Source organism: Streptomyces sp. NPDC036764 (assembly GCF_055609385.1).
The window spans coordinates 415951-439811 of record NZ_JBVJPT010000001.1 but is presented as its reverse complement, the minus strand read 5'-3'; the positions used below and the strand labels follow the sequence as shown (position 1 = coordinate 439811).

General features: G+C 71.2%; 22 protein-coding genes. 7 read left to right on the top strand and 15 right to left on the bottom strand.

Annotation, left to right across the window (positions count from 1 at the left end):
* Positions 1 to 5 precede the first annotated feature (5 nt).
* Positions 6 to 746 (top strand): sirohydrochlorin chelatase, encoded by a 741-nt coding sequence (locus ACZ69Q_RS01880; protein ID WP_471034623.1) that lies wholly within the window; start codon positions 6 to 8, stop codon positions 744 to 746.
* A gap of 24 nt (positions 747 to 770) precedes the next feature.
* On the opposite strand, the gene ACZ69Q_RS01875 is transcribed toward ACZ69Q_RS01880, so the two are convergent.
* The 4 genes from ACZ69Q_RS01875 to ACZ69Q_RS01860 form a co-directional block, all read right to left on the bottom strand.
* Positions 771 to 1061, bottom strand: a complete 291-nt coding sequence (locus ACZ69Q_RS01875) for a hypothetical protein (protein ID WP_471034621.1) — start codon at positions 1059 to 1061, stop codon at positions 771 to 773.
* Positions 1062 to 1239: 178 nt separating this feature from the next.
* Positions 1240 to 2256: a ketopantoate reductase family protein gene (locus tag ACZ69Q_RS01870; protein ID WP_471034619.1), complete on the bottom strand. Its 1017-nt coding sequence runs from the start codon at positions 2254 to 2256 to the stop codon at positions 1240 to 1242.
* 2 nt (positions 2257 to 2258) lie between these two features.
* Entirely contained in the window at positions 2259 to 2636 is a 378-nt protein-coding gene (locus ACZ69Q_RS01865) for a nuclear transport factor 2 family protein (protein WP_471034615.1), read from the bottom strand.
* Positions 2629 to 3177: a DUF1697 domain-containing protein gene (locus tag ACZ69Q_RS01860; protein ID WP_471034612.1), complete on the bottom strand. Its 549-nt coding sequence runs from the start codon at positions 3175 to 3177 to the stop codon at positions 2629 to 2631. Before ACZ69Q_RS01860 ends, ACZ69Q_RS01865 begins: the two co-directional genes overlap by 8 nt.
* Before the next feature lie 326 nt (positions 3178 to 3503).
* Here ACZ69Q_RS01860 and ACZ69Q_RS01855 point away from each other — a divergent pair, with 326 nt between their 5' ends.
* Entirely contained in the window at positions 3504 to 5771 is a 2268-nt protein-coding gene (locus tag ACZ69Q_RS01855) for an MMPL family transporter (RefSeq protein WP_471034611.1), read from the top strand.
* A gap of 84 nt (positions 5772 to 5855) precedes the next feature.
* Here the strand turns inward: ACZ69Q_RS01855 and ACZ69Q_RS01850 are convergent, their stop codons facing one another.
* The gene (locus ACZ69Q_RS01850) at positions 5856 to 6176 is read right to left on the bottom strand and encodes a hypothetical protein (protein WP_471034609.1); all 321 of its coding nucleotides are present in this window, start codon (positions 6174 to 6176) and stop codon (positions 5856 to 5858) included.
* A 202-nt stretch (positions 6177 to 6378) separates the two neighbouring features.
* On the opposite strand from ACZ69Q_RS01850, the gene ACZ69Q_RS01845 reads away from it, so the two are divergent.
* Positions 6379 to 7329, top strand: coding sequence for a zinc metalloprotease (locus tag ACZ69Q_RS01845; RefSeq protein ID WP_471034607.1), 951 nt, complete (start codon positions 6379 to 6381; stop codon positions 7327 to 7329).
* 66 nt (positions 7330 to 7395) lie between these two features.
* Here the strand turns inward: ACZ69Q_RS01845 and mgt are convergent, their stop codons facing one another.
* The 4 genes from mgt to ACZ69Q_RS01825 form a co-directional block, all read right to left on the bottom strand.
* On the bottom strand, positions 7396 to 8598 hold the full coding sequence (gene mgt / locus ACZ69Q_RS01840; protein ID WP_471034606.1) for a macrolide-inactivating glycosyltransferase: 1203 nt from the start codon (positions 8596 to 8598) through the stop codon (positions 7396 to 7398).
* 98 nt (positions 8599 to 8696) lie between these two features.
* Complete coding sequence (locus tag ACZ69Q_RS01835) at positions 8697 to 9974, bottom strand: ABC transporter substrate-binding protein (protein WP_471034604.1); 1278 nt, start codon at positions 9972 to 9974, stop codon at positions 8697 to 8699.
* A gap of 5 nt (positions 9975 to 9979) precedes the next feature.
* A complete protein-coding gene (locus ACZ69Q_RS01830; protein WP_471034600.1) occupies positions 9980 to 10813 on the bottom strand; it encodes a carbohydrate ABC transporter permease in 834 nt (277 codons plus the stop codon).
* Positions 10810 to 11745 (bottom strand): carbohydrate ABC transporter permease, encoded by a 936-nt coding sequence (locus tag ACZ69Q_RS01825; protein ID WP_471034597.1) that lies wholly within the window; start codon positions 11743 to 11745, stop codon positions 10810 to 10812. The genes ACZ69Q_RS01830 and ACZ69Q_RS01825 overlap by 4 nt, the downstream gene beginning before the upstream one ends.
* 170 nt (positions 11746 to 11915) lie before the next feature.
* On the opposite strand from ACZ69Q_RS01825, the gene ACZ69Q_RS01820 reads away from it, so the two are divergent.
* The gene (locus ACZ69Q_RS01820; protein WP_471034593.1) at positions 11916 to 12779 is read left to right on the top strand and encodes a phosphotransferase enzyme family protein; all 864 of its coding nucleotides are present in this window, start codon (positions 11916 to 11918) and stop codon (positions 12777 to 12779) included.
* A 113-nt stretch (positions 12780 to 12892) separates the two neighbouring features.
* Here the strand turns inward: ACZ69Q_RS01820 and ACZ69Q_RS01815 are convergent, their stop codons facing one another.
* Positions 12893 to 13816 (bottom strand): LysR family transcriptional regulator, encoded by a 924-nt coding sequence (locus ACZ69Q_RS01815; protein WP_471034588.1) that lies wholly within the window; start codon positions 13814 to 13816, stop codon positions 12893 to 12895.
* A gap of 94 nt (positions 13817 to 13910) precedes the next feature.
* Here ACZ69Q_RS01815 and ACZ69Q_RS01810 point away from each other — a divergent pair, with 94 nt between their 5' ends.
* Entirely contained in the window at positions 13911 to 14879 is a 969-nt protein-coding gene (locus ACZ69Q_RS01810; RefSeq protein ID WP_471034584.1) for a DMT family transporter, read from the top strand.
* Positions 14840 to 15340: a YbaK/EbsC family protein gene (locus ACZ69Q_RS01805; RefSeq protein WP_471034579.1), complete on the top strand. Its 501-nt coding sequence runs from the start codon at positions 14840 to 14842 to the stop codon at positions 15338 to 15340. The genes ACZ69Q_RS01810 and ACZ69Q_RS01805 overlap by 40 nt, the downstream gene beginning before the upstream one ends.
* Before the next feature lie 26 nt (positions 15341 to 15366).
* Here ACZ69Q_RS01805 and ACZ69Q_RS01800 read toward each other — a convergent pair whose 3' ends face one another.
* The 4 genes from ACZ69Q_RS01800 to ACZ69Q_RS01785 form a co-directional block, all read right to left on the bottom strand.
* Positions 15367 to 16104 carry an exonuclease domain-containing protein gene (locus tag ACZ69Q_RS01800; protein ID WP_471034575.1) on the bottom strand — a complete coding sequence of 246 codons (738 nt, stop codon included), beginning with the start codon at positions 16102 to 16104 and terminating at the stop codon, positions 15367 to 15369.
* A gap of 144 nt (positions 16105 to 16248) precedes the next feature.
* Positions 16249 to 17487 carry an SAV2148 family HEPN domain-containing protein gene (locus ACZ69Q_RS01795; protein ID WP_471034571.1) on the bottom strand — a complete coding sequence of 413 codons (1239 nt, stop codon included), beginning with the start codon at positions 17485 to 17487 and terminating at the stop codon, positions 16249 to 16251.
* A gap of 103 nt (positions 17488 to 17590) precedes the next feature.
* Positions 17591 to 18901: a copper amine oxidase gene (locus ACZ69Q_RS01790; protein ID WP_471034567.1), complete on the bottom strand. Its 1311-nt coding sequence runs from the start codon at positions 18899 to 18901 to the stop codon at positions 17591 to 17593.
* An 85-nt stretch (positions 18902 to 18986) separates the two neighbouring features.
* Entirely contained in the window at positions 18987 to 19796 is an 810-nt protein-coding gene (locus ACZ69Q_RS01785; protein ID WP_471034564.1) for a Tat pathway signal sequence domain protein, read from the bottom strand.
* 191 nt (positions 19797 to 19987) lie between these two features.
* On the opposite strand from ACZ69Q_RS01785, the gene glgX reads away from it, so the two are divergent.
* Positions 19988 to 22138: a glycogen debranching protein GlgX gene (glgX, locus tag ACZ69Q_RS01780; protein WP_471034559.1), complete on the top strand. Its 2151-nt coding sequence runs from the start codon at positions 19988 to 19990 to the stop codon at positions 22136 to 22138.
* On the opposite strand, the gene ACZ69Q_RS01775 is transcribed toward glgX, so the two are convergent.
* A complete protein-coding gene (locus ACZ69Q_RS01775) occupies positions 22135 to 23820 on the bottom strand; it encodes an MFS transporter (RefSeq protein WP_471034554.1) in 1686 nt (561 codons plus the stop codon). The two genes, glgX and ACZ69Q_RS01775, sit on opposite strands and share 4 nt — an antisense overlap.
* Positions 23821 to 23861: the final 41 nt, after the last annotated feature.

The window sequence follows — 23861 nt, the reverse complement described above, 5'->3', positions numbered from 1 at the left end:
CCCCGATGTCCAAGAAACCGGTCCTCCTCGTCATCGCCCACGGCAGCCGCGACCCGCGGCATGCCGCGATCGTGCACGCACTCGTGAGGCGGGTCCGTTCGCTGCGCCCCGGCGTGCGGGTGGAGACCGGCTTCCTGGACTTCAACATCCCGTCCGTGCAGGGCGTGCTGGAGTCGCTGGCGGCGCAGGGCGTGCGGGACGTCGTGGCGCTGCCCCTGCTGCTGACCCGCGCCTTCCACGCGAAGGCCGACATCCCGGCGGTCCTGCGGGACGCGCCGCCGCAACTGCGGATCCGGCAGGCGGAGGTCCTGGGCCCGTCGCCGCTGCTGACGTCGGCCCTGGAGCGGCGTCTGTACGAGGCGGGCCTGACGCCCGCCGACAAGTCCTCGACCGGGGTCGTGCTGGCCTCGGCGGGGTCCACCGACCCGGAGGCGATCGCAGTGATCGCAGAAATCGCGCGGGAGTGGCGGCACACCGGTTGGTGCGCCGTGCGGCCTGCGTTCGCCTCCGCATCTCTGCCCCGCACCGAGGACGCGGTGCGCGAGCTGCGCGCGCTCGGCTGCGAGCGGGTGGCCGTGGCGCCGTACGTCCTGGCGCCGGGCTTCCTCCCGGACCGCATCGCCCGGGGCGCGGCCGAGGCGGACGTCCTCGCGGACGTGCTGGGGGCGGCGCCCGAGGTGGCCCGGGTCCTGCTGGAGCGCTACGAGGCGGCGCGGGTGCCGGTGCTGGCGGCCGTCGGGGCCTGAGCGCCAGGCGCCCGGCGCCCGCTGTCACACCTCCAGCACGCGGCCGATCTCCTGGACCAGGATCAGGCAGCCGCCGCTCGCCGCCACACCCATGCCGATGGCCTCCAGGGCGAAGCGGATACGGCCGCGGTTGGCGGGCATACCGTCCTGTGCGGCTTCCAGCAGCTCGTCCCGGACGATCTCCCCCTGCGGGACCAGCGCGGGCTTCTCGATGCGCAGCCGCTCCACGAGCCGCTCCGCGAGGCGCAGCAGCGCGACGGGGTCGGCACCGTCGTGGGTCGAGCCGTCGAAGTCGCGCATGTTGTAGGTGCTCACTGTCCCGCCTCCTGTGGCTTGCACGGCCGAGGGCTCGGCCGGTGCCGCGACGTGACGGGCAGGCCCATGGTGCGCCGCCCGCCACGGTGACATGCTCTCCCCGCCGTCCTGGCGCGGATCACCATAGGGACAACGGCCGCTGTTTGTCGCGTGGTTGGGCGGAGCCGCGGTCAGTTGATCAGCATGTGTTGACGACCGCCTCGTCGGCCAGCCGTATCAGCTCCGCCACCGGCATCGAGCCCGCCGCCCGCCGCTCGCGCGCGAAGGTGTCGGCGAGGTGCTGCAGGAGTTCGTTCAGCGGGGTCGGCACGCCGTGCAGCCGGCCCAGCAGGGCGATCTCGCCGTTGAGGTAGTCGGCCTCGATGGTGCCGGTGCCGCGGGTGAGGGACTGCCAGGAGGAGCCGCCGCCGCGCGGGGCACCGTCCAGGGGGACCAGGGTGACCTTGTCGCCCCGAACCGCCTGCTGTTCCTCGGTGCTCGCGTACGCGATCCCGGCGGCGTCGAGCACGGCAGCGCCCTCGGCCCGCACCCGCCGGAACAGCGCGACGGCGTCCTCGTCGGAGACGGGACCGGTCACGGCCTCCAGGGAGTTGCCGAGGTTGGACAGCAGCTTGGCGTACTCCCAGCGCGCCACGTCCGCGACGACCGGCGCCTCGAAGTGCGACTTCTCCAGGTCGGCGGCGACGAGGCGGGCGGTCTCGTCGGCGCCGTGCGGGTGGCGGCCGAGGTGCAGGATTCCGGTGAGGGGGCTGCCGGCCGCGGAGACGACGCCGGGTTCGACGTACGTCGACGGCAGCCAGACGCAGACGCCGTAGACACGTCGGAACAGCCGCAGGGCCAGGCGCCGGCCCTCGACGCCGTTCTGTGCGCAGAACAGCGGCAGTCGCTCGGCGGCCGTACCGCCGCCGGCGACCGGGGCGGGGCCCCAGGTCTGCAACGCGGCCACGCTGTCCTGGGTCTTCACAGCGAGCACGAGGACGTCGTCGGGGCGCAGTTCCCCGAGCGCGGCGGGTCCGTCGACGACCGGCAGCCGTTGGGTCAGCTCGCCCTCGGGCACCCTGAGCCGCAGCCCGTGGTCCCGTAGGGCCTCGTAGTGGGTGCCCCGGGCGACCAGGACGACCTCGTGTCCCGAGCCCGCGAGCCGTCCGCCGATGACGCCGCCGACGGCTCCTGCCCCGATGATGACGTAGCGCAAGGTCACTCCCCCTCGGCGTGGAACGGCGTCCCCTGGTGGAAGTACATCCGCCACCCGGTGTCCGTGCGCCGCCAGAGCGAACTGCGGTGTGCGCGGCGGCCGTCGTGCTCCGTGTCGAAGGTGATGTGGACGACATCGGGGGCGAGCTGCACGCCGTCCATCCGTGACACGACGACGGGTCGGGGCCCCGGGTCCTCGCCCGCGACCAGGGACTCGATGATCGAGGGCCGGTCCCAGTACCGCCCGGACGCGCCGAACTCCCGGAACTCGGGGTGCAGCAGCTCGGCGAGCAGTTCCGGGGAGGACCTGACCTCCGGCCGGAGAAGGCGCAGTTCGCCCTCGATGGCGGCTTCCACGGCGGTGGTCCGGACCTCAGTCACCTGTCATCTCCACGAGTTTCACGACGGTGTTCCAGTTGCGGCTGGTGGCAATCAAACCCTTGTTGATCCGCGGTCTCGACAGGATTTCGGCGAGCTTGGAGCGGCCCAGGCCGTTCGGGGCGTACAGGTACAGGGCGCGGTCGCCGAGCCGGAACTCCTCCGGGAGGAAGGCGGCCGGGTCGATCTCCGCGAAGCGCTCGGCCTCGACCGGGGCGGAGAAGTAGGTGACATGGAGCTGCTTGGGCTCCAACTCGGCTGCGGGGAAGGGGCAGTTGTCGGCGATCGCCCTGAGGTAGGCGTGGTCGCGGACGATCACGTCCACGGCGAAGCCGAAGTGCTTCTCGATGGCCGACGCGAGCTCCGCGGCCAGGGACTCCTCGTCGCCGTGATCGGCGGCGAACACCGCCTGGCCGCTCTGCAGATGGGTGCGAACGCCGCCATGGCCGAGACCGGTCATCAGGGTGCGCAGTTCGGCCATCGGGACTTTTCTGCTGCCGCCCACGTTGATGCCACGGAGCAGCGCCGCGTACGTCGTCGTCATCCCGTCACCTTATGGCGGCCGTCGTGCCCAGTGGGGGCGGGCACGACGACCGGACCCGTAAGTTACTTACCGGTCAGCATGAAGCACAAGCTCTTTCGCCCGATCCGGCAGGCCGCCGTCTCCCTGATCCGCTCCCCCGACCCGGCCGGATAGATGTAAGGGACCCCCATCCTCCCCAGTGGGGAGGGAGCGCGGTCCGAGGGGATGAGTTCCGGCCGCCGCACTTCACCGGGGAGCACGACGAGATGGCTTTATCCGGCCCATACCTTCGAAACGAAAGGAGGCGGCAGGGGGCCGCCACCGCAAGACGAGGGGGCAAGCCCATCATGGGGAACGGAGAAACGCGGGTACGGGGCCTCGCCGCCCGCGCCGGCGGCTGGAGCGCCCGCCATCGATGGGCTGCCGTCGGCATCTGGGTGCTGTTCGTCGTCCTGGCGATGGGGCTCGGTTCGGCGGCCGGCCGGGTCGACGTCAAGGACAGCGACCAGCTCAAGGGCGAGACACACACCGCCGCCAAGATCATCGAGGACGCGGGGATCGAGGAGCCGGCCAGTGAGACGGTCCTGATCCAGGCGAAGGGCGGTTCGCTCAAGGCCACCGACGGGGAGTTCCGCAGCGCCGTCACCGCGGTCGTCGAGGCGGTCGAGGGCACCGGCAAGGTCACGGACGTGACATCGCCGTACGACACGCGGACGATCTCCAAGGACGGCCGCAGCGCGCTGGTGCAGTTCGACATACGCGGCGACTCGGACACCGCGGGTGAGCGTGTCGAGCCCGTGCTGAAGGCGGTCGAGGACGTCCAGAAGGACCACGGCTCGCTGCGGATCGAGGAGATCGGCGGCGCGAGCATGATGAAGACGTTCGACGACGCGTTCGGGGACGACTTCCAGAAGGCCGAGTACTCCGCGGTGCCGGTGGCCCTCGGCATTCTGCTCATCGCCTTCGGCGCGCTGGTGGCGGCCCTGCTGCCGGTGCTGCTGGCGGTCACCGCGATCATGGCGACGATGGGCCTGATGGGCATCGTCAGCCATGTCATGCCGATGAGCGACACCGCGAACTCCGTGATGCTGCTGGTCGGCCTGGCCGTCGGCGTCGACTACTGCCTGTTCTACCTGCGCCGTGAGCGCGAGGAGCGCCAGGCCGGGCGGGACCCGCAGACCGCGCTGCGCGTCGCCGCCGCCACCAGCGGCCGCGCGATCATCGTCTCGGGTGTCACGGTGTGCGTGGCGATGGCGGGCATGCTGTTCACCGGTCTCGCCGAGTTCGAGGCGATGGGCCTGGCCTCACTGATGGTCGTGGCGGTCGCCATGGTCGGGTCGGTCACCGTGCTGCCGGCGCTGCTGTCGCTGCTCGGCGAGCGGGTCGAGAAGGGCAAGATCCCCTTCCTGCACCCGGAGAGCAAGCTCCGCCGCAATCGGGGCGGCGCCAATCGCGAGAGCCGGTTCTGGACGGCCGTGCTCAAGGGCGTGCTGGCCCGGCCCGTCATCTCGGTCGTCGTCGCCGCCGGTGCGCTGCTGGCCATCGCGGCTCCCGCGGTCGGCATGAAGACGCAGAACCTCACGCTGGACCAGGAATTCGGCGACTCGCTGCCCATCGTGCAGACGTACAACCGGGTCAACGAGGCCTTCCCGGGCGGTTCCGAGCCGGCCGAGGTGATCGTCAAGGCGAACGACATCAACGCTCCCGAGGTGAAGTCCGCGCTCGCCGACTTCCGTGACCGGGCGATCAGTTCGGGTGCCTCACGCGGCCCGGTCGAGATCAAGCTGCACGACGAGCAGAACGTCGCCTTCGTGTACGTGCCGCTGGTCGGCGGGTCCGACCTCGACAAGGCGGGCGCGAGCCTGGACAAGCTGCGCGACGACGTGCGGCCGGCGACGCTGGGCAAGGTGGACGGGGTCGAGGCGCCGATCACCGGGCAGGTCGCGGGGTCGAAGGACTTCAACGACCAGCTCGCCGGAGCGGTCGTGCCGGTCTTCGCCTTCGTCGTGGTCTTCGCCTTCGGGCTGATGCTGCTGTCGTTCCGCTCCCTGACCATCGCGATCACCTCGATCGTGCTGAACCTGCTGTCGGTGGGCGCGGCGTACGGCATCCTCGTCGCCGTCTTCCAGCACGGCTGGGGCGCGTCCCTGGTGGGCGCGGAGGGCGTCGGCGCCATCATCACCTGGCTGCCGCTGTTCCTCTTCGTGATCCTGTTCGGCCTGTCGATGGACTACCACGTGTTCGTGGTCTCCCGGATCCGTGAGGCACGGCTGCGGGGCCGCAGCACGAAGGACGCGATCCAGCACGGCGTGGTCACCACGGCCGGCGTCGTCACCAGCGCCGCGGTCATCATGGTCGCCGTGTTCGCGATCTTCGGCACGCTGTCCATGCAGTCCATGAAGCAGATGGGCGTCGGCCTCGCGGCCGCGGTCCTCATCGACGCCACGATCATCCGGGGCGTCCTGCTCCCGGCGGTGATGGCACTGCTGGGCGAGCGCAACTGGTACCTCCCGAAGTGGCTGAACCGCCTGCCGGACCTGACCCACGACGAGGCCCCCGAGGCCGTGACCCGCGGGGCGGCCCGCGACGACGAGGGAGAGCGCGTAGGGGTCTGACACGACCCGCCGGCTGAGTCGACCCACCATCGCTGAGGGCCCGTTGGTTCCGGGGGAACCAACGGGCCCTCAGTGTGTACGCCCTCAGTCCGTGATGCGACGCACCTCCAGCACGGCCTCGTCGCAGCGCACAATCTCCAACTCCCGCTCCGGGCGAGCTCCTTCGAAGGTCAACAGGACATGGCCGTCCGTCAGGAGCTGCCAGCGACCGGGTACGGCGGCGGGAGCGTCGCCGCGCCCCAGGGGATGGTCGACGAACGCGCCGTCGGGTGCGAACTCCATGCCACGGCGTCCGCGGGCCGGCGGGAACGGATAGCCGTCGGGCCGGTAGACCCGCACGTCACCGTGATCCTCTTCGTAGGAGTGGATCCAGGACCGGAACAGACCCGGAGGGGGCTCTCGCATGACCCGGCCACCTCGCTCACTTCCATGTCGCACAAATTGCCGGTCTTCTCCGTGAATGCCTAGGATTATCAGTGTATGGGTCCAGAGGGAGCGGGCAACCGGCCGTGCCGACCGGTGTCGCGCGGCCCCCACAGCGCGTGTCCGACGCGCAGTTGCGCAGCCGTGCGCGCGGCAAATCCAACACCAATCGAGGGGCGCAGCCATGTCCGATGCGCAGTCCTATCTCCGCGCCACTTCCGCCGACTACAGCCGCTGGTGCGGCGCCATGGAAGTGCACCGCCGACTCCTCACCCTGAATCCCGAATACGCTGCAAATCGTGCCCTGATCGAGAACACCGCGTTCAGCTACGAGACACAGCGGCGGGAGGCCGCCCGACAGGGCGTCATCGACGTTCCCGTCGTCGTGCACGTGGTGCACAACACCCCCGAGCAGAACGTCGACATCGCCCAGATCAACAGTCAGATCGACGTCCTCAACCAGGACTTCCGCGGGACGAACGCCGATGTCAACCAGGTGCCGCCGGTGTGGCGGGACCTGGTGGCCGACGCGCGCATCCAGTTCCATCTCGCCCGGACCGATCCGCTGGGCCGGACCACGGACGGCATCACGCGCACCCAGACCTCGAACGCGGACTGGGACACGGACGATCTGGTCAAGTTCAGCCTGAGCGGAGGACGTGACGCCTGGCCCGCGGACGTCTACCTGAACGTCTGGGTCTGCCAGTTGCGCCGCGGGCTGCTGGGTTACGCCCAGTTCCCGGGCGGCGCCGGATCCACGGACGGCGTCGTCATCACGCACAGCGCCTTCGGCACGCGCGGCACCGCCGCCGCGCCGTTCAACGGCGGCCGCACGGCCGTGCACGAGATCGGCCACTGGCTCAACCTGCGCCACATCTGGGGTGACGACGACGAGGGGTGCAGCGGCAGCGACTTCGTGGCGGACACCCCCAACCAGGCCGGGCCGAACGTCGGTTCACCGAAATTCCCCAGCACCACGTGCAGCAACGGCCCGAACGGCGACATGTTCATGAACTACATGGACTACACCGACGACGCCGCGATGTTCATGTTCACCAAGGGCCAGGCCGCCCGGATGGACGCCACTCTCGACAACGCGCGTCTGGCACTCAGCCAACAGGCCGTCACGGTGTGACGGGCCTCCGTTCCGATGCGACGGCCGCCCCTTCCATGGGGCGGCCGTCACGACGGCGGCCACGGACTAGCCGCGCCGAGCGCGCAGTTCGGCCTCGATGAGATCGGCGGCCCGGCGGGTCCCGCCCTCCTGGGCCATCTGCGCCTGGATGTCCTTCAGGCGGCGGGCGACCTCCGGGTCGTCGACGAGAGCGAGGGCGGTCTCACGCAGGCTCTCGGCGGTGGCCTCGGCCGTCGGGATGTGGCGGGCGACGCCGAGGGACTGCAGCATGTCGGCGTTGCCGAACTGGTCCACGGCCTGCGGTACGGCGATCATCGGGGTGGCCGTGGCCAGGCCCTCCTGGCTGCCGCCCGCGCCGGCGTGGGTGACGAACAGGTCGGCCTGCTTCAGGATCGCCAACTGCGGGACCCAGTTGAGCACTTCGACGTTGGACGGGACGTCCCCGAGCGCGGCGGGGTCGACATGCCGCCCGACCTGGAGCACCAGGTGCCAGCCCGGCAGACCGGCGAAGGCGCGCACGCACTCCCGGTAGAAGGCCGGCTGCTTGGTGAAGCTCGATCCGAGTGAGACCAGTGCGATCTTTTCGGCGCCGTCGGGACGCTGCCAGTCGCCCTCGGCGGCGCGGTCGCCCTGGCAGGCGCCGACGAAGGTGTGCACCGCCTCGTCCACGCGGTCGGCGTTGGGCTGAAGGGCGCGCGGGATGAGGACGAGCGAGCGGTCGGGCCGGCCGACGAACGGATCCGGGTGCCGGGTGATGCCGTTCTCCTCCAGCCAGGCGTGGAAGCGGCGGTAGTACGCCTGCCCGCGCTCGGTCTTCCTCGGCTCCGCCCACATCGGCTCGGCGACCTCCTCCTCGTAGCCCTCCCAGGCCACGAGGTTCGGCGACAGCGAGACCGCGGGCACGCCCCAGCGGTGGGCGAGGACGCGCGCCGGGTACGAGGTGATGTCGTGCAGGACGAGGTCCGGCTCGTCCCCGTCGTAGGCCCGGATCAACTGCGGGAGGGCCTGGATCGCGTCGGCCAGGAACGGCTCGACGTTGTCCAGCAGGGTGCTCCCCCACGCCTCCGGGTCGGCGTCGGGTCCGGGCAGCGTGGAGTGCCACGGCTTCGGCTCGGCGCCGGTGGCGGCGACCTTCTCGGCGAAGGCCGGCGGTATCGCGTACGTGACCCGGTGCCCGCGCGCCACCAGCTCGCGGATCACTTCGAGGCTGGGGTTCACGTGACCGTGGGCGGCGATGGAGAACATGGCGATGTGAGCGGGGCTGGTCATATCCTCGACGCTATTCGAGACGATACGTCTCGTGCAACTTGATTTGACCGGAGATCGCGTGTCGGGCGGCGCCCGGTGACGCGTGCAGCCGGATTACCTCAGCGCTGGTAGCGCGCGAGTACCAGGTTTCCGTCCTCTTCCAGCCGCTCCCGCAGCTCGTCGAGGCCGATGGCCCCGCTGTAGTACTCCTGGAAGGCGGGCGTGGCGATCTTGTCCTTCCACTCCGGGTAGCCCCGTACCGACTGCGCTGGCGCCGAGCGCAGATGTGCGGCGAGGGCGGTGCCGGTGGCCCAGTCGTTCTCGGCGGTGTGCAGGGCCGGGTCCTTCAGGGCCTCGGTGCCGGTGGGGAGCATCCAGTCGCCCAGGGCCAGCCGCACCATGTTGTCGGGGCGCAGCAGGAAGTCGATGAACTCGGCCGCCTCCCGCTGGTGCGGGCTGTCCTCGGCGATGGACAGGGTCTGCGGACTGACGCCCTGGGAGAGCCCGTCGGCGCCGGCCGGGGCGGGCAGCACCTGCCAGTCGAAGCCCTTGGGGGCCTGCTGCACGATCTGCTGGCGGTAGGAGAAGCCGAGCGGGACCATCGCGTACCGGCCGCCGAAGAAGCCGGGCAGGGTGTCCGAGCCGCCGCTGCCCAGGGTCGTCGGCGAGGCGCTGCGGTCGGCGTTGACCTGGTCGTGGACGGTGCGCGGCATGACCTCGTCGTCCGCTCCGAAACGGACGGTCACCTTGCCGTCGGCGTCCCGGTGGAAGAGCTGTCCGCCGGAAGACAGCGACAGATTGAGGGTGGCGGAGACGGGCTCCTTGAGCGGCCAGGCCACGCCGTACCTGCCGTCCCCGCTCAGCCGCTCGGTGATCGTCCGGAACTCGGCCCAGCTCCAGGGCCGTTCGGGGGTGGGAATGCGCACGCCGGCCTGCTTCAGCCACTTCGCGTTGGCGACCAGCACACGTGGCTCCTGGAGGAACGGCACGCCGTAGATCCCGTCCCCGAAGGTCGCCGTCTCCCAACTGCGCTGAGGGATGTCGGACTTGAGCCGCTCGGGCAGCAGGTCGGTCAGGTCGGCGAGATAGCCGCCGTACGCGAAGTCCGCGAGGTCGTCCGAAGCGTCGTGGATGATGTCCGGGGCCTCACCGCCCTCGAAGGAGGTGAGCAGTTGGTCGTGAACGCCGTCCCAACTGCCCTGCACATACTCGACCTTGACGTCGGGATGGCTCGCGTTCCACTCCTCCACCAGCTCCTTGTTGACCTGGACGGACTCCTCCTGCCAGGCCAGGGACTCAAAGCGCAGGGTGATGCGGCCGCCCGCGGAGTCACCGTCGCCGCCGCTGCACCCGGCGAGCAGCAGCACCAGGGCCAGGCAGCCCGACAGCAGTCTCATGCGCATCAGTTCTTCACCGCCCCGGCGAGCATGCCGCCCGTGATCCGTCGCTGGATGAGCGCGAACACGACCAGCGAGGGCAGCGTCGCGAGGAACGCGGCGGCGGCCAGCGGGCCGAGGTCGGCGACGCCCTCCGCGCCGATGAAGTGCGTGAGGATGACCGGCAGGGTCTGCTTCTCGGGGGTCTTCAGCAGTACGAGGGCGAAGAAGAACTCGTTCCACGCCGTGACGAAGGCGAACATCGCCGTCGCCACGATGCCGGGTGCCAGCAGCGGCGCGGTCACCGAGACGAGGGTCCTGAGGCGCCCGGCCCCGTCGACGGCCGCCGCCTCCTCCAGCTCGGGCGGCACCGCACGGACGTAGCCGACGAGCATCCACAGCGCGAACGGCAGCGCCCACACCACGTACACCATGATCAGCCCCGGCATCGAGTTGATCAGCCGCAGGTTCTTCAGCACCAGGAACAGCGGGATGATCACCAGGACCAGCGGGAACGCCTGGCTGACGACCACCCAGCCGGTCGCCGCCCGGGCGAGCGGGGTGCGCTGGCGGGCCATGACGTACGCCATCGGGGTCGCGAGCACCACGGCGACGAGGGCGGCGCCGAGCGCGGCGATCAGGGAGTTGAGGGCGGCGTGCAGCAGGGGCTGTTCGTCGAAGGCCTGGCGGAAGTTGGCGAGCGTGGGGTCCTTCGGAATCCAGGTGGGATGCAGACTGCCCAGCTCGCGCGGGGGTTTGAAGGCGGTGGAGATCAGCCAGAGGAAGGGGAAGGCCAGGAAGACGAGGTACGCCAGCAGCGCCACGTACTGTCCGGCGCGGGCGGTTCGGCTGGTCCTCACGCCTGGTCACCTCCCCTGAGCCGGCCGACGAGGAAGAGCGCGAGGAGTACCGAGACCACCGCGACCATCACGCACCCCATCGCCGCCGCGTAGCCGAACTGCCCGTAGCGGAAGGCCTCTTCGTAGGCGAAGAGCATCGGCAGGCGGGTGCGGCCGCCGGGGCCGCCGCTGGTGAGGACGTAGACCAGGGCGAAGGAGTTGAAGTTCCAGATGAGGTTCAGTGCCGTGATGGACAGGGCGACGGGCCTCAGGGCGGGCCAGGTGACCGTGCGGAAGCGGCGCCAGGCGCCGGCGCCGTCCACGGCCGCCGCCTCGTGCAGTTCACGGGGAGTGTTCTGGAGGCCGGCGAGCAGAGCGACCGTCGTGGTCGGCATGCCCGCCCAGATGCCCACGACGATGACGGCCGGCAGGGCGGTGCCGAGCCCGCTGAGCCAGTCGCGGCCGTCGCCGAGACCGAGATCGCGGATCGTCTCGTTGAGGATGCCCGCGTCGGGGTTGTAGACCAGCCGCCACATCACACCGACGACGACTTCGGGCATGGCCCACGGGACGATCGCGAGGGCGCGGGCGAGCCAGCGCAGGCGCAGGTCCTCGTTGAGGAGGAGGGCGAGGCCGAGCGCGAGCAGGAACTGCGGGACGGTGACGCCGACCGCCCAGACCAGGCCGATCCGGAACGACTCCCAGAACAGGGTGTCGTGCAGCAGGTCCGTGAAGTTGAGCGCGCCGATCCACTGCGTGGGCCGGGTTCGTCCGGACTGGGCGTCGGTGAAGGACAGCGCGATGCCGTAGAGCAGTGGGCCGACGCTCAGGACCAGGATGGGGATGAGCGCGGGCAGGACGAGGAACCAGGCGCCGCGGTCCATGACGCTCCGCCGCTCCTTGCCGCCCGGCGCGCGTCTCACCGGCCTCTCCGCCTCGGTCACCGATGTCACGGAATCAGCCCCTTTGCGCGGCTCGGGTGGGCCCCGTCATGGTCGTGAAGGCGCCGTACCCCGTCAAGGTCGCGCGCACTTGGTCCGACCTGTGGAAATGCGAGACTGAGCGCGGATGGCGGGAATCCGACGCCGTTCGTGACAGCAGGCGAAGCACACGGAGGCGGACGATGGACGAGGCACGGGCGCGGGACGTACTGGCCGCGGCGGACGTGCTGCCCGGACCGGCGCGGGACGCGCGGCTGCTCGCCCTCGGTGAGAACGCGGTGTTCGCCGCCGGTGACCTGGCCGTCAAGGTCGGCCGTGACGCCGAACTCCTCGACCGGGCGCGGCGCGAGCTGGACATCGCCGTGTGGCTGGAAGAGGCGGGCGTGCCTGCGGTGCGGGCGGCCGAGCCGAAGGCACGTCTGGTGGAGGGTCACCCGGTGACCGTGTGGCACCGGCTGCCGGATCCCGTACGGCCCGCCGGGCCACGGGATTTGGCCGAACTGCTACGGGTCGTGCACGCCCTGCCCGCGCCCTCCTTCGCGCTGCCGCCGCGCGAGTTGCTGGGCGGGGTGGAGCGTTGGCTGCGGCTGGCGGGGGACGCGATCGATCCGGCGGACGCGGCGTATCTGCGAGAGCGGCGGGACGGTTTCGCGGCCGCCGCCGCGGGGCTGACGCCTCATGTGGCGCCAGGGCCGATCCACGGGGACGCGCTGCCGCGCAATGTGCATGTGGGGGCGGACGGGCCGGTCCTGGTCGACCTGGAGACCTTCGCCTTCGATCTGCGTGAGCACGACCTGGTGGTCATGGCTCTCTCCCGCGACCGGTACGGCTTGCCCGCGGCGGACTACCGGTCGTTCGTCGAGACCTACGGCTGGGACGTGCGCGAGTGGGAGGGCTGCTCGGTGCTGCGCGGCGCGCGCGAGACCGCGAGCTGTGCGTGGGTCGCCCAGCACGCACCGACGAACCCGAAGGCATCGGCCGAGTTCGAACGACGGGTGGCCTCACTGCGGGACGGGGACGAGACGGTGCGGTGGTATCCGTTCTGAGCGCCCGAGGTTCGGGGAGCCGCTCGCAGTACGGCGAGTGCGGGTGGCGGGTGGCGGGTGGCTGATCGCGCCCACGCGGCGGAGCCGCAGATCAAGCACAGCCCCGCACCCCTTCAGGGCGTCACCGTGCCGTCGGCCTTCCCGCTCTGGATGCCGCGCGCGGCTCGGCGCAGTTCGGTCAGGACCGTGCGGACCGCTGTGCGGGCCGTGCGTTCGGGGCGGTAGAGGGCGTCGATGTGGCGTCGCGCCTGGACGCCGCTCAGTGGTCTCAGGGCCAGCGCCGGATGCCGGCGCATCGTCCAGCGCGGCATCAGCGCGATACCGCCCCCGGCCGCCACCACCTCCGCGACCACCGCGAACTCGTTGATGCGGTGGGCCAGATGGAGGCGTCGGCCGGCCGCCGCGGCGATCGCTTCGATGACCGCCAGCACCGGGAAGCCGTCGTGCACGGTGATCCAGGGCTCGTCCGCCACATCGCGCGGGGTGACGCGTCGCTTGGCGGCCAGGGGATGGTCGGCGGGCATGGCCACGTCCAGCGGCTCACGCAGCAGCGTCGTCGCGGCCACCGTCCGCGGCCAGGGCGGGGCATGGTCCAGGCGGTGGGCGAGGACGACGTCGTACTCCCGGGTGAGCCGGGGGAAGTCCTCCTGCGGCACATCCTCGTCGACGAGCCTGGGTGCCGGCCTGCCCGGCCCGGCGAGTGCGCGAAGCAGCAGTGGGAAGAACGCGGTGCCCGCGCTGTGGAACGCCGCCACCGACACTTCCCCGTCCGGCCGCTCGACGAACTCCTCGACGGTGTGCCGCGCCCGCGCGAGCGCCGTCTCGACCTCCACGGCCGCGCCCGCCAGCGCCTGCCCTGCGTCGGTGAGCACCAGCCGCCGCCCCTGCCGCTCGGTCAGCGGTACCGGGATCGCCCGCTGGAGCAGCCGAAGCTGCTGGGAGATCGCCGACGGCGTCACCAGCAGCGCCTCGGCGACCGCCGTGACACTCCCCAGTTCGCCGAGCTCCCGAAGGATCCGGAGCTGCCGTTCGTCCATCGCCCCAGTGTAGGGCGATGATGTAGGCGCGCTAAATGATCGTTTTAGAAAGTGGTACTGGGCTTCAAGGACGTCACCGGTGCACCGTAGGCGGGTGTCCGACGTCCGCCGTACCGATGCGGTACTCCTCCTTGTCGCGCTCGTCTGGGGTTCCAGCTACCTGTCCGCCCAGACGGCGACCGCGGCCCTCCCCGTCCTGCTCGTGCTGTTCGCCCGCTACGCCCTGTCCGCGCTCGCCTGTCTCGGCCTGGTCGGCGCCCGGCGGCGCGGGGCACGCCCGTGGACGCGTGAGGAGCTGCGGATCGGGCTGCCCCTGGGCGTGACCCAGGCGGCGGTCCTGGTCGTGGAGACGTACGGCGTCGCCCACACCAGCGCCTCCAACGCCGGCCTCATCATCAGCCTGACCATCGTCCTCACCCCGCTCCTCGACCGCGGCGGCCACCGCGGCGCGCTGCCCGCCACCTTCTTCGCCGCGACCGGCGTCTGTGTCCTCGCCGTCGGGCTGCTGATGTCCGGCAACGGCTTCCGTGAGCCCCGCCTCGGCGACCTGCTGATGCTCGGCGCCGCACTGATCCGGGCCGTGCACGTCGCACTCGTCGGCCGCCTCACCGCCGGGCGGGCGATCCGTCCGTTGCAACTCACGACCGTGCAGACCCTCGTCGGCACGGTCGTGTTCCTGCCGCTCGCGGCCCATGACCTGCCGACGCTGCTGCGTTCCGACCCGGCGACCTGGGCGCAGCTCGTCTATCTCGCCCTGTTCTGCAGCGTGTTCGCCTTCCTCGCCCAGACCTGGGCCGTGCAGCGCACCTCCGCCAGCCGTGCCAGCCTGCTGCTGGGCACCGAGCCGGTCTGGGCGGTCGCGGTGGGCTTCGCCCTCGGCGGCGACCGCCTCACCCCGCTCACCGGCCTCGGTGCGGCGCTCATGGTCGCCGGCACCTACTGGGGGCAGACGGTGGAACGCACGCACCGCCGTGCACCGCAGCGCCAACCGCTCCCGGCCGACACCCCCGACAAGGACTCCGCATGCCCGAGCACGCCCACCACGCCACTTACGACCACCTGATCGCCCTGCTCGACTCCTCCCAGGTCGACTACCGCCTCATCGACCACGAGCCCGAAGGCAGCACCGAGGCCGTCTGCGCGCTGCGCGGGCACCCGGCCTCGGAAGCCGCGAAGTGCATCGTGCTGCGGGTCAAGCCGGACCGGCGCACCACACGTCACGTCCTCGCGGTCGTCCCGGGAGACCGACGCGTGGACCTGGACGCCGTCCGGGACCTGTTCGACGCCCGCTACGTCGGATTCAGCGACCCGGAGACCGCCGAGCGGCTGGCCCACGCCGTGCCCGGCACCGTCCTGCCGTTCAGCTTCGATCCCGGCCTCGAAGTCGTCGCCGATCCGGACGTCGTCGCCAGGCCGAAGCTGTACTTCAACGCGGCCCGGCTCGACCGCTCGCTGCTCATCTCGGGCGCGGACTACGAGCGACTGGCCAAGCCCCGCGTCGAACGCATCGCGGCACCGGCCTAGAGACGACTGCGGGCCTGGGCGGCGGCTCAGAGCGTCTCGCCCGCCACCCTCTCCTCCACGGGCTCACGCAGCGGCCATGTCCCGTCGACCACCGCTGTCGGGTCGCCCTTGCGGCGCAGGAAGTCCTGGAAGTCCGCCGCCCACTCGGCGTACCACTCGATCTGGCGGCGGTGCAGCTCCGCCGGACCCAGGCCCGCGACCTTGGGGTGGCGGGCGGCTATCGCGCAGGCGAGCCGGGCCGCGGCGAGGGCGTCGGCGGAGGCGTCGTGCGCGGAGTCGAGGGCGACGCCGTACTCCCGGCAGACCGCTTCGAGGTTGCGCTTGCCCCGGCGGTAGCGGTCGGCCCAGCGGTCGATGGTGTACGGGTCGATGACCGGGGCGGGTTCCCGGCCGCCCAGGCGGTCGCGCAGCGAGGGCAGTCCGTACCGCCGCAGTTCGGCGGAGAGCAGGCTCAGATCGAAGGCGGCGTTGTACGCGACGACCGGCACGCCCGTGTTCCAGTAGGTGACCAGGACGTCCGCGATGGCGTTCGCCACCTGGTCGGCGGGGCGGCCCTCGGCGGCCGCGCGTTCGTTGCTGATGCCATGGACGGCGACCGCGTCCGCCGGGATCTCGACGCCCGGATCCGCCAGCCACTCCTTGTGCCCGATGGGCTGCCCGTCCTTGACCTCGATCACGGCGCCGGTGACGATGCGCGCCTCGCGCGGATCGGTACCGGTCGTCTCCAGGTCGAAGCCGATCAGCAGCTCACGGTGCCAGCCCATGGGCGGTCCCCCTTCTTGGTGGTGCGTTCCCCCAGTGGTCTCCACCCTCCCATGCGCCACTGACAATCAGAGGACCGCATTCCGCTTACCCGCCCCAAAGGGCCGGAGACGGTCGTGGGCAGCCACCGGTTGCCGTGGGACAGTTCAGGACACCGGGCGCGAATCCGCCCACATGAGTTCGAACTCCTCGCGATACGTCGGGAAGAGCCCGCCTTCGTCGATCTCGTCCGACTTGACCACTCTGTTGAAGTTGCGCAGCACCAGGACCGGCGCCTCCAGCCCCCGCGTCTGCCGCAGATAGGTCTGCACGACGGCCACTCCGTCGGCGCCGTCGCCGTCCACGAGGTACGCCGTGAAGCGGGGCGTCTCGTCGAAGACCTGGATCTCGAAGGCGCCGGGGTCGCGCAGCCGGGACCGCACCCGGCGCATGTGCAGGATGTTCATCTCGACGGCGCGGCTCAGCTCACCGCGCTTGATGCCGAGTTCGCGCTCGCGCCGCTTGACCGCGCTGGAGGCCGGGTTCAGGAACAGCAGCCGCACCCGGCAGCCGGACTCGGCGAGGCGCACCAGACGGCGCCCGGAGAAGTTCTGCACCAGGAGGTTGAGGCCGATCCCGATGGCGTCGAGCCGGCGCGCGCCGCCGAAGATGTCCTCGGCCGGGAACTGGCGCAGCAGCCGCACCCGGTCGGGGTGCACGGCGACGACGTCGGCGTACCGGTCGCCGACCAGGTCCTCGACCGCGTCGATGGGCAGCCGGCGGGCCGAGGGCACGTCGCCGTTCTGGCCGAGAACCTCCAGCAGCCGCGCCGAGGCGCGCTCCGCCTGGTTGAGGACCGCCTCGGACAGGGCCCGGTTGCGCGAGACGACGTTACGGGTCACTTCGAGTTCGTCCAGGGCGAGTTCGACGTCCCGGCGGTCGTCGACGTACGGCTCGAAGCACGGCCAGTGCTGCACCATCAGCTCCCGCAACTGCGGCAGCGTCAGGAAGCTGAGGACGTTGTCGTCGGCGGGGTCCAGCAGATAGCCCTTGCGGCGGCTGACCTCGCGTACGGCGACCGCGCGCTGCACCCACTCCTGGCCGGCCGGGCCGGCCGCCGCGACCACCCAGTCGTCGCCGTGGACGGGTTCGTAGATGGGGCGCAGCACAGCGGCCACGACCGCGCGCAGCCGCTGCTCGACGAGGTTCAGCCAGATGTAGGCCCGGCCGGCTCGCCTGGCGCGCGTACGCACCTCGCGCCAGGCGTCGGTGTCCCAGTCCAGCTCCGGGCCGATGGAACTGGTCTCCATCGGCCGGGCCAGGGACACCGTGCCGGGTGGGACCTCTGTGGAGTTCCCCTCGTGACCCTCGTCACCAGGGGGCAACTCCAGCCCTCCCGAGCCCACCCGCGCACCGCCTTCCGCTCCCCCGAGCACTCCCCGTCTCAACGATCAAGGAAGGGTACTCCGCAAGCAGTGGGCGGTGCAGCCGGATGGACAGGGTCGTTTCTCAACTACGAGGCCGCCAGTGCCCGTTCTGCCAGGCGAGCTCGCCCGGAGTGAGCGGATTCATAGCCGTCACGTCACGCGGGACGATGGAGAATCCCTGCCAGTGGACGGGCATGGGCTGCTGGTCCTCGTCCCGGGCGATGTGGTGGAAGCCCACGTTGACCCAGGTGATCGGGTGCGTGAGGTTCTGGCCACCGACCCACTTGTCGACGGACTGGCCGTGGCCGTTGCCGCAACCGGGGTTGTTGGTGGCGAACTTCTCGCACTTGTCGTACTCGGTGAAGTACACGTCGTGCTTGGTGAAGCTGCGGCCCGGGTACTTCGTGGTGGCGCCGGGGACGATCTCGTACGAGCGCGCGTGGCCGTCCTTGTTCTTGCCGGTCGCGCTGACCATGCGCCACCAGCGGTAGGCCTTGGCGTCGCCCGCGAGCTCCTTGCCGACCTTGGTGACGGTGGTCTTGGTCTTCGGGGCGCGGTCACCGGCGGCGGGCGCGGTCACCGTCGAGTCGTACTGCTCGACACGGTTCTTGGTGGAGCCGTCCAGCCCGAAGTCGAGCCGCCAGAAGACGTTGTGGCTGTGGCTGGTGGCCTTGGCCCGGTCGCCCTTGCCGATGGGCCAGCCGCGGCCGTCGCCGGCGTCGTAGTCGTCGAACGACAGGCTGCCGGTCGCGCCGACGTTCATGGTGAGGGTGCCGTCGTCCTGGAAGCGCCACTCGGTCATGTACTCGTACCAGCCGACCTGGTTGACCGTGTAGACGAGCAGGTCCTTGCTCTGGGCCTGGTAGACCTTGTTCGCGGTGTCGCCCTGCATGCGGTAGGCGTGCCCCCGCGCGCGGGTCGTGGTGCACAGGCCCTTGACGTTCGGGTCCTGCCAGGCCTCCGGGACCTTGACGGTCTTGATGGTGCCGCCGGGGCACTCGCCGGGGTCGAGGTTCATCAGGCCCTGGGCGAAGCCGAAGCCCGTCAGGTCGTCGTACTCGACGCTTCCGTCGTCGTACGGGACGTGGATCTGGCCGAGCCGGGCGCTGTTGAGGACCTTGATCGGCTTGGTCTCGCCCTTGGGCTGGTAGGAGATGTTCTCCAGGACGAGCCCGGCCTTGCCGTCGTAGCGCCAGCACATCCGCCAGGTCGTGCCGCCGGTGAGCTTCTGCTCGATGCGGTAGGCGGCACTGCACTCGGCGGCCGGGGCCGGGGCGGCCTTCGGCTGGGCGGAGGCGGACCCGGCGCCGGTGGTCGCGCCGGCGGCCAGCGCGGCCATGGACAGGCCGACGGCGGCGCCCTTGCGGGCACGGCTCATTCTGTTCACGCGCATGAAGAAGTGACTCCCTTACAGGAGGTGCAAGTACGTGAGATGCAGGTACGTGGAGTACGAGTTGGAAAAGTGAACCGAGTGCGGCTCAGCGCATGTCGAGCTTGGCGACCTTGCGGGCGCTCAGGTCGATCACGAGGGAGCGGGCGTCGATCCAGGGCCCGTTCTTAACCTTCGGGAACAGCCGCACACAGCGGTGTTCGCCGCACTTGTCGAGCACGGCGGGCTGGGCGCCCGGAGCCGCCCGGTACACAGCCCCGTTGAGCGTGAGCTGCTCCGGGGAGGTGAGCTCCTTGTCGGTGGCGTCCTTGAAGTCGGCCTTCAGGTCCGCGCCCAGCGGGTCGGCGATGAGGATCTTCGCCGCCTCGGCGTACTCGTCACGGCTCAGCGGCGGCTGGACGCCGTGCTCGGTGGAGGTCTGCTCGACCTTCCCGGTGTCGAGGTTGACGGTCCTGGTGACGAGCTCGTCGGCCTTGTAGTCGTAGAACGTCACCTCGGCCCGGCGCGCCGCGCCGGCGTCCGACTCGGCGAGGTCGACGCCGAGGCGCTGCGGGCCGCGGCCGCCGTCGACGTCCTCACCGGCCCTGCGCATCTGCGGGCTCGCCGCGAGCTGGGCGGCACGGTTCATCTCGTCGTCGGTCAGCGGGTCGCTGCCCGTGCCCTTGTCACCCTCGTTCGGGGCCTGCTCGACGACGCCCGGCGGCACCGCGCCGGCCCCCTGCCCCTGCCCCTGTCCTTGGCCGGCCTGCTGAGCCGTCTGGCCGCCGTTGCTTCCTCCCGTTTCATCGGCCCCCGCCGTCCCCGGCAGAGTGATTCCGACCATCACGGCGGTTCCGGCCACCGCGATGGCCGCACCTGCCACCACCTTGCCCAGGTGGCGGTGCACTATCTTGCGCACATCTTCCCCCTACTCCCCGTACGTCCCCGGGAGTACGTGTCGGCCCCACTGGTACGCCCCTACTGGCGTACCCGCGTCTGCACTGGTCGCCCGGTAAGAGGGACGTAAGTCATAGGTGGTTCCATCACTTTCGGGGAGACTCGATGTCAAGGCGCCCCCGGTGGCGCGCTCGAGCTGAAAGAGTCGTGTCCATGCAGGTCTGGCCTGGAGAGGCGTATCCACTCGGTGCCACCTACGACGGCGCCGGCACCAATTTCGCGGTCTTCTCGGAGGCCGCGGACCGAGTAGAGCTGTGTCTGCTGCACGACGACGGCTCGGAGACGGCGGTGGAACTGCGGGAGAGCGACGCCTTCGTGCGGCACGCGTACGTGCCGGGCGTCATGCCGGGACAGCGGTACGGCTTCAGGGCGCACGGCCCGTACGCCCCGGAGCGGGGTCTGCGCTGCAACTCCGCGAAGCTGCTGCTCGACCCGTATGCCAAGGCGATCAGCGGCTCCATCCGGTGGGGCGAGGAGGTGTACGGCTACCACTTCGACGAACCCGGCCGGCGCAACGACCTGGACTCGGCGCCGCACACGATGTCGTCGGTCGTGGTCAACCCGTACTTCGACTGGGGCGACGACCGCCGTCCGCGCACCGAGTACCACCACACGGTGATCTACGAGGCCCATGTGAAGGGCCTGACGATGCGCCACCCGGGGCTGCCCGAGGAGCTGCGCGGCACCTACGCCGCCCTCGCGCACCCGGCGGTCATCGAGCACCTCACCGAGCTGGGTGTGACGGCGCTGGAGCTGATGCCGGTCCACCAGTTCGTGAACGACCACCGCCTGGTCGACATGGGCCTGAACAACTACTGGGGCTACAACACCCTCGGCTTCTTCGCCCCGCACAACGCGTACGCCTCCTGGGGCGACCGCGGCCAGCAGGTACTGGAGTTCAAGTCGGCGGTGCGAGCACTGCACGAGGCCGGCATCGAGGTCATCCTCGACGTGGTCTACAACCACACCGCCGAGGGCAACCACCTGGGCCCCACGCTGTCCTTCCGGGGCCTGGACAACCCGCAGTACTACCGGCTCACCGACGACCCGCGCTACTACATGGACACCACCGGGACCGGCAACTCGCTGCTCATGCGGTCCCCGCACGTCCTCCAGCTCATCATGGACTCGCTGCGCTACTGGGTGACCGAGATGCACGTCGACGGCTTCCGCTTCGACCTCGCGGCGACCCTGGCGAGGCAGTTCCACGAGGTGGACCGGCTGTCGTCGTTCTTCGACCTGGTGCAGCAGGACCCGGTGGTCTCCCAGGTGAAGCTGATCGCCGAGCCGTGGGACGTGGGTGAGGGCGGCTACCAGGTGGGCAACTTCCCGCCGCTGTGGACCGAGTGGAACGGCAAGTACCGCGACACCGTACGGGACCTGTGGCGCGGCGAGCCGCGCGCGCTCGCGGAGTTCGCGTCCCGGCTGACCGGCTCCTCCGACCTGTACCAGGACGACGGGCGGCGCCCGCTGGCCTCCATCAACTTCGTGACCTGCCACGACGGGTTCACGCTGCACGACCTCGTCTCGTACAACCACAAGCACAACCACGCCAACGGCGAGGACAACCGCGACGGCGAGAGCCACAACCGCTCCTGGAACTGCGGCGCCGAGGGCGAGACGGACGACCCCGAGGTCCTCGAACTGCGCGCCCGCCAGATGCGCAACTTCATCGCGACGCTGATGCTGTCCCAGGGCGTGCCGATGATCAGTCACGGCGACGAGTTCGCGCGCACGCAGCGCGGCAACAACAACGCGTACTGCCAGGACAGCGAGCTGGCGTGGGTGCGGTGGCCGCAGGACGGCTCCGAAGCCCCGGCGGGTGCGGAGGCCGAGGAGGGCCTGCCGCGTGAGCTGCTCGCCTTCACGCGCGCGATGGTGTGGCTGCGGCGGGACCATCCGGTCTTCCGCAGGCGGCGCTTCTTCCACGGGCGGCCCGTGGAGGGCACGCACGACGACCTGTCGGACATCGCCTGGTTCACTCCGCAGGGCAACGAGATGACCCAGCGGGACTGGGACCGGGCGCAGGCGTCGGCGCTGACGGTCTTCCTCAACGGCAACGCGATCTCGGAGCCGGGAGCGCGCGGGGAGCGCATCGCGGACGACTCCTTCCTGCTGATGTTCAACGCCTCCCCGAAGTCCCTCGACTTCGTCGTGCCGGTCAATCACGGCCGTCAGTGGCAGGTGGTCGTCGACACCGCCCGTACGGACGGGGTGCCGCCCGGGACGGGAGCGAAGGTGCAGGCCGGCGACCGGCTGACGCTGGTGGACCGCAGCCTGACGGTGTTGCAGCGGCCGGTCTAGGACGGTTTGCCCGGCGCCTGCTCGGGCACGCGCGCGTGGAGGTGGCCTTCGGCGGTGCGTCCGGTGTACGACGCCGGGCGCGCCGTCAGCGCGATCACGCAGGCGAGTGCCGCGGCGAGGCTCGCCGCCCCGAAGGCCGCCGTGGGTCCGTACGACTCGGCCAGGCGCCCGGTGACGGCGACCGCCAGGGCCTGCCCGCCGACCAGGGCGCTCGTCGCGAGCGCCATCGCCTCGGCGAGCCGCGCGGGCGGCACCACGCGCTCGGTGAGCCCGAAGACCGTGATGAGGTGCGGGGCGTAGGCGACGCCGAGGACGGTGACGGTGGCGTAGAGGGCGGGCAGCGCGTCGGTCCACAGCAGGGGCAGCGACAGCGCACAGGCCGCCGCGGTGGCCACCCGCCAGCGGATGGTCAGCCCGACGCGGGCGGGCACCGCGGCCATGGAGAGGCCCGCGAGGGCGCTCATCACCCCCATGGCGGCGTACACGAGCCCCGCCTGGTCCGGCTGCCCGAGCCGCTCGGCGAGCGCGGTGATGCCGGCCTGGCAGGCACCGAACATCGCCCCCTGGAGGGCGAGGGCGGCGCGCAGGGGGTGGACGGCGCGGGGGATGCTCGTCGGGGCGGGAGCTGTTGAGGGGGTCTGGGGCGTCGAGGCGGGAGCCGTTGATGGAGTCCGGGGCGTCGGAGCGGGAGCCGTTGACGGAGTCCGGGGCGTCGGAGCGGGAGCCGTTGACGGGGCCCGGGGCGTCGGAGCGGGAGCCGTTGACGCGGATCCGGACGTTGGGGCGGGAGCCGTTGACGGGGCCCGGGGCGCCGAGGTGGAAGCCGTCGACGCGGATCCGGACGTCGGAGCGGGAGCCGTTGACGGGGCCCGGGGCGTCGAGGCGGGAGCCGTCGACGCGGATCCGGACGTCGGAGCGGGAGCCGTTGACGCGGATCCGGACGTCGGAGCGGGGTGTGTTGATGCCGCCCGGGGCGCCGAGGCGGCACTGAGGCGCCGTTTCGCCGGCGCCGGTCTTTCGGGGCCGGGCCGTGTCGCCGCCGCCGTCCGGTGCAGTGCGAAGCCGGTTCCGCAGGTGGCGACCAGCACCGCCGCGCCGCCCAGGGCGTACGCCGGATGTGCCGTCACCGCCGCGAGGCCCACCAGGGCCGGGCCCAGGACGAAGGAGATCTCGTCCAGGGTGCTCTCGAAGGACAGCGCGGCACCCACCGTGGCATCGCGGGCCCCGGCCCGGCGGGCGAGCGCGACCAGCCGGGCGCGGGCCATGGGCCCGATCTGCGGCACCGTCGCCCCGGCGCAGGCCCCGAGCAACGCCGTCACGGGCGTCGGCAGCCCCGCGAGCGCCCCGGCGACCAACCCGGCGATCGCGAGGGCGTTGGCGAGGGAGAAGACGAGGACGACCGCCCGTTGGCCGTGCCGGTCGGCGAGCCTGCCCACCAGCGGGCCGCAGGCCACCTGCCCGACCGCGAGCGCGCCGCCGGTCAGCCCCGCCGCGGCCAGGGAGCCGCTGGTCCGCGCGACCAGCAGCACGCTTCCGAACTGGATCGTGGCGGTCGGCAGCCGCGCCAGGAAGGACACGACCGGCAGCAGCGGCCCGGTCAGGCCGATCACCTCGCGGTAGGTCCCGAGCGTGCCGCCTCGACCCGTTCTTCCCCTCTCCCCCCGCTTCCTCCTCGTCCTCATGGCTCGACGCTAGGCACGCGCGTGGGCCCACGTGGAGGGGA

Coding starts and splice junctions, on each gene's coding strand:
- ACZ69Q_RS01800 (WP_471034575.1), bottom strand. CDS start 16,104: ATGGGCTGGCACCGTGAGCTGCTGATCGGCTTCGACCTGGAGACGACC.
- mgt (WP_471034606.1), bottom strand. CDS start 8,598: ATGACCAGCCCCGCTCACATCGCCATGTTCTCCATCGCCGCCCACGGT.
- ACZ69Q_RS01850 (WP_471034609.1), bottom strand. CDS start 6,176: ATGCGAGAGCCCCCTCCGGGTCTGTTCCGGTCCTGGATCCACTCCTAC.
- ACZ69Q_RS01805 (WP_471034579.1), top strand. CDS start 14,840: ATGCCCGAGCACGCCCACCACGCCACTTACGACCACCTGATCGCCCTG.
- ACZ69Q_RS01790 (WP_471034567.1), bottom strand. CDS start 18,901: ATGCGCGTGAACAGAATGAGCCGTGCCCGCAAGGGCGCCGCCGTCGGC.
- ACZ69Q_RS01845 (WP_471034607.1), top strand. CDS start 6,379: ATGTCCGATGCGCAGTCCTATCTCCGCGCCACTTCCGCCGACTACAGC.
- ACZ69Q_RS01860 (WP_471034612.1), bottom strand. CDS start 3,177: ATGACGACGACGTACGCGGCGCTGCTCCGTGGCATCAACGTGGGCGGC.
- ACZ69Q_RS01835 (WP_471034604.1), bottom strand. CDS start 9,974: ATGAGACTGCTGTCGGGCTGCCTGGCCCTGGTGCTGCTGCTCGCCGGG.
- ACZ69Q_RS01880 (WP_471034623.1), top strand. CDS start 6: ATGTCCAAGAAACCGGTCCTCCTCGTCATCGCCCACGGCAGCCGCGAC.
- ACZ69Q_RS01815 (WP_471034588.1), bottom strand. CDS start 13,816: ATGGACGAACGGCAGCTCCGGATCCTTCGGGAGCTCGGCGAACTGGGG.
- ACZ69Q_RS01820 (WP_471034593.1), top strand. CDS start 11,916: ATGGACGAGGCACGGGCGCGGGACGTACTGGCCGCGGCGGACGTGCTG.
- ACZ69Q_RS01775 (WP_471034554.1), bottom strand. CDS start 23,820: ATGAGGACGAGGAGGAAGCGGGGGGAGAGGGGAAGAACGGGTCGAGGC.
- glgX (WP_471034559.1), top strand. CDS start 19,988: ATGCAGGTCTGGCCTGGAGAGGCGTATCCACTCGGTGCCACCTACGAC.
- ACZ69Q_RS01855 (WP_471034611.1), top strand. CDS start 3,504: ATGGGGAACGGAGAAACGCGGGTACGGGGCCTCGCCGCCCGCGCCGGC.